Source organism: Streptomyces sp. NP-1717, from assembly GCF_022695985.1.
Classification (GTDB): Bacteria; Actinomycetota; Actinomycetes; order Streptomycetales; family Streptomycetaceae; genus Streptomyces.
In genome coordinates this window covers 1-3,281 of the sequence record NZ_JAAPBF010000394.1, presented here as the reverse complement: position 1 = coordinate 3,281, position 3,281 = coordinate 1, and the positions used below count along the sequence as shown (strand labels likewise).

The window sequence follows — 3,281 nt, the reverse complement described above, 5'->3', positions numbered from 1 at the left end:
CCGGAAGCGCTCCGCCACCACCAGGGTGCCGTCGTGGACCGTGAACGACGGGTCGCCCAGCGCCTCGCGCATCTCGGCGCTGTGCCAGAACGCCTCGTGGCCGGCGCGCCAGGCCTCGACCGACTCGTATCCCTCGCCCTCGTCGAGCGCGTGCTGGAGATCGACCTGCCCCAGCGGCAGCACCCGTACCTCCGTCAGCTCCGTCACGGCCACCTCACGGCCCTGCGAGTCGATCAGCGCCGAGCGTTCACCCACCGGCGGCAGCTCCTCCTTCTCCGCCTCGTACTCGGCCAGCAGACCGGTCGTCGAGACCTTCTCCCCGCGAAGGACCGCGGCGACCAACTCGTCGCGCAGCGGCCCGGGGAAGGCGAGCAGAAAGGGCGGGAGGGGTTCGCGTTGCTCCTGGGGTTTCTCCATGGGCGTCAGTCTGCCGGACTCTGACGAAACCATGACGGAATACCGGCGCCCCTGGTTTCCCGGCCACGGTGGTGTTCGAATCGACGGGTGACCACTCCACAGAGCGACCCGGAGGGCACGCCCGTCGGGCGGCGCCTGGTGCTCTCCATGCTCGGACTCGGCGCGGCGGGCGTCGTCACCGCGCCGTATCTCCAGCGGGGACTCGAAGCCTTCCTCGGCGCGGCGTCCGACCGTGACCCGACGGGGCTGACCGGGCTGCTGCCCAACGGGGGCGGGTTCCGCTACTACTCGGTGGCCGCCTCCGTACCCCGCAAGGGCCCCGAGGACTACCGGCTGACCGTGGACGGGCTGGTCGACCGGCCCACCACGTACACGCTCGACGCCCTGCGGAAGCTGCCGCAGACCCGCATGGTCCGGGACGTCCAGTGCGTCACCGGCTGGCGCGTGCCGGATACTCCGTTCGAGGGCGTACGGCTGTCGCGGATCCTCGACGCGGCGGGGGTACGGCCCGGCGCGAAGGCGATCCGCTTCACCTGCTTCGACGGCACGTACAGCGAGAGCCTGACCATGGAGCAGGCCAGGCGGCCCGACGTGCTGGTGGCGCTGAGAATGCGGGACAGGCCGGTGGAGCACGCGCACGGCGGTCCGATACGGCTCTACGTGGCGCCCATGTACTTCTACAAGTCGGCGAAATGGCTCTCCGGGATCTCCGTCACCTCCGACGTCCGCCCCGGCTACTGGGAGGAGCGCGGCTATGACGTCGACGCCTGGGTCGGGCGGTCCAACGGCCGCACCGACACCCCGACGGTCTGACGGGCGGGAGGACCCGCACGTCGAGAGGCCGGACACGACACGGCCGCGGCGGCGGTTCAGCCGCGCCGAGCGACTGGTCCACCGCACCACGGCCGCGCTGATGCTGCTGTGCGTGGCGACGGCGGCCTGTCTGTACGTGCCGCAGCTCGCCGAACTCGTCGGCCGCCGCCATCTGGTGGTGACCCTGCACCAGTGGTCCGGGCTGCTGCTGCCCGCGCCGTTCCTCGCCGGGCTCGCGTCCCCGTCCTTCCGCGCGGATCTGCGGCGGCTGAACCGCTTCGCGCCGCACGACAAGGAGTGGCTGCGGGCGGTACGGCGGCGCGACTTCCGGCCGGAGTCGCGGCCGTCGGGGAAGTTCAACGCGGGCCAGAAGGTGTACGCGGGCTGGATCGCCGGAGCCGTCCTGGTCATGCTCGCCACCGGCCTGATGATGTGGTTCACCTGGCTGACACCGTTGGTGTGGCGGACGAGCGCCACGTTCGTGCACGACTGGCTGTCGCTCGCCGTGGGACTCGTGCTCGCCGGGCACATCGGTATGGCGTTCGCCGACCCGCAGGCGCGCCACGGCATGCGGACCGGATCGGTGGAGAGGCCGTGGGCGGAGCGGGAGCACCCTCTGTGGAAAGAAGAGGACTGACCCGCCCCGCCGCTCCGGCCGTGCCGGGATCGCGCTACAGGATCAGCGACAGCAGCATCACGAAGCCGAGACCGACCACGGAGATGATCGTCTCCATCACCGACCAGGTCTTGATCGTCTGGCCGACGTCCATCCCGAAGTACTCCTTCACCAGCCAGAATCCGGCGTCGTTCACATGGCTGAAGAAGAGGGATCCGGCGCCGATCGCCAGCACCAGCAGCGCCGCGTGCGAGGTGGACATGTCCGCGGCGAGCGGCGCCGCCAGTCCGGCGGCGGAGATCGTCGCGACCGTCGCCGAGCCGGTCGCCAGCCGGATCGCCACGGCGATCAGCCAGCCCAGCAGCAGCGCCGGGATCGCCCAGTTCTCGGAGAACTCCAGGATCATCTGGCCGACGCCCGCGTCGATCAGGGTCTGCTTGAAACCGCCGCCCGCGGCGACGATCAGCAGCACGCCCGCGATGGGCCCGAAGGACTTCTCGACGGTCGAGGCGAGCCGGTCCTTGGTGAACCCGGCGGCGCGCCCCAGGGTGAACATGCCGACCAGGACGGCGGCGAGCAGTGCGATCAGCGGGGAGCCGACGACGTCGGCGACCTTCTGGACCTGGTTCTCCGGGTCGTCCACGACGATGTCGACCAGTGCCTTGACCAGCATCAGGACGACCGGCAGCAGGACCGTGGCGACGGTGGCGCCGAAGCTCGGGCGCTTCCCGGTCTCGTCGGATTCGCGCTTCTCCAGCGTCTGGAGCATCCGCTCGGGCGGCTGGATGTCCACCCAGCGCGCGGCGTAACGGGAGAACAGCGGACCGGCGATGATCACCGTCGGTACGGAGATGAGCAGGCCCAGCGCCAGCGTGACGCCGAGGTCGGCGCCGATGGCGTCGATCGCGACGAGCGGGCCGGGGTGCGGGGGTATCAGCCCGTGCATGACGGAGAGGCCGGCCAGCGCCGGGATACCGATCCGCATCAGGGAGAAGTTGCCGCGCTTGGCGACCAGCAGCACCACGGGTATCAGCAGCACGATGCCGACCTCGAAGAACAGCGGCAGCCCGATCACCGAGGCGATGAGGACCATCGCCCAGGGCATCGCCCGCCCGCTCGCCCGGCTGAGGATCGTGTCGACTATCTGGTCGGCGCCGCCCGAGTCCGCGAGCAGCTTGCCGAGTATCGCGCCGAGCGCGATCAGAACGCCGACACCCGCGACGGTGGAGCCGAGACCGGCGGAGAAGCTGGTGATCGTGTCGCCCAGGGACGCGCCGGCGAAGGCGCCGAGCGCCAGCGTGCCGATGGTCAGGGCGAGAAAGGCGTGCACCTTGAACTTGGTGATGAGCAGGACGATGACGGCAATACCGGCGAGAACGGCGATGCCCAGCTGCGCGTTGCCGGCCGAGGTGATCGGCTCTACGGCGTCCGCTGC

At 70.5% G+C, this 3,281-nt stretch carries 4 protein-coding genes; 2 read left to right on the top strand and 2 right to left on the bottom strand.

From position 1 onward, the window contains the following. Nucleotides 1-417, bottom strand: a 417-nt coding sequence (locus tag GXP76_RS34800; RefSeq protein WP_242575611.1) for an ASCH domain-containing protein, incomplete at its 3' end; no start/stop codon positions are given. A 147-nt stretch (nucleotides 418-564) separates the two neighbouring features. On the opposite strand from GXP76_RS34800, the gene GXP76_RS34795 reads away from it, so the two are divergent. Both GXP76_RS34795 and GXP76_RS34790 read left to right on the top strand, forming a co-directional pair. Next, nucleotides 565-1,230 (top strand): molybdopterin-dependent oxidoreductase, encoded by a 666-nt coding sequence (locus GXP76_RS34795; protein WP_242575612.1) that lies wholly within the window; start codon nucleotides 565-567, stop codon nucleotides 1,228-1,230. Then, a complete protein-coding gene (locus GXP76_RS34790) occupies nucleotides 1,172-1,867 on the top strand; it encodes a cytochrome b/b6 domain-containing protein (RefSeq protein WP_242575610.1) in 696 nt (231 codons plus the stop codon). The genes GXP76_RS34795 and GXP76_RS34790 overlap by 59 nt, the downstream gene beginning before the upstream one ends. Nucleotides 1,868-1,901: 34 nt before the next feature. Here GXP76_RS34790 and GXP76_RS34785 read toward each other — a convergent pair. Next, on the bottom strand, nucleotides 1,902-3,281 hold a 1,380-nt coding region (locus GXP76_RS34785; RefSeq protein ID WP_242575609.1), incomplete at its 5' end, for a gluconate:H+ symporter.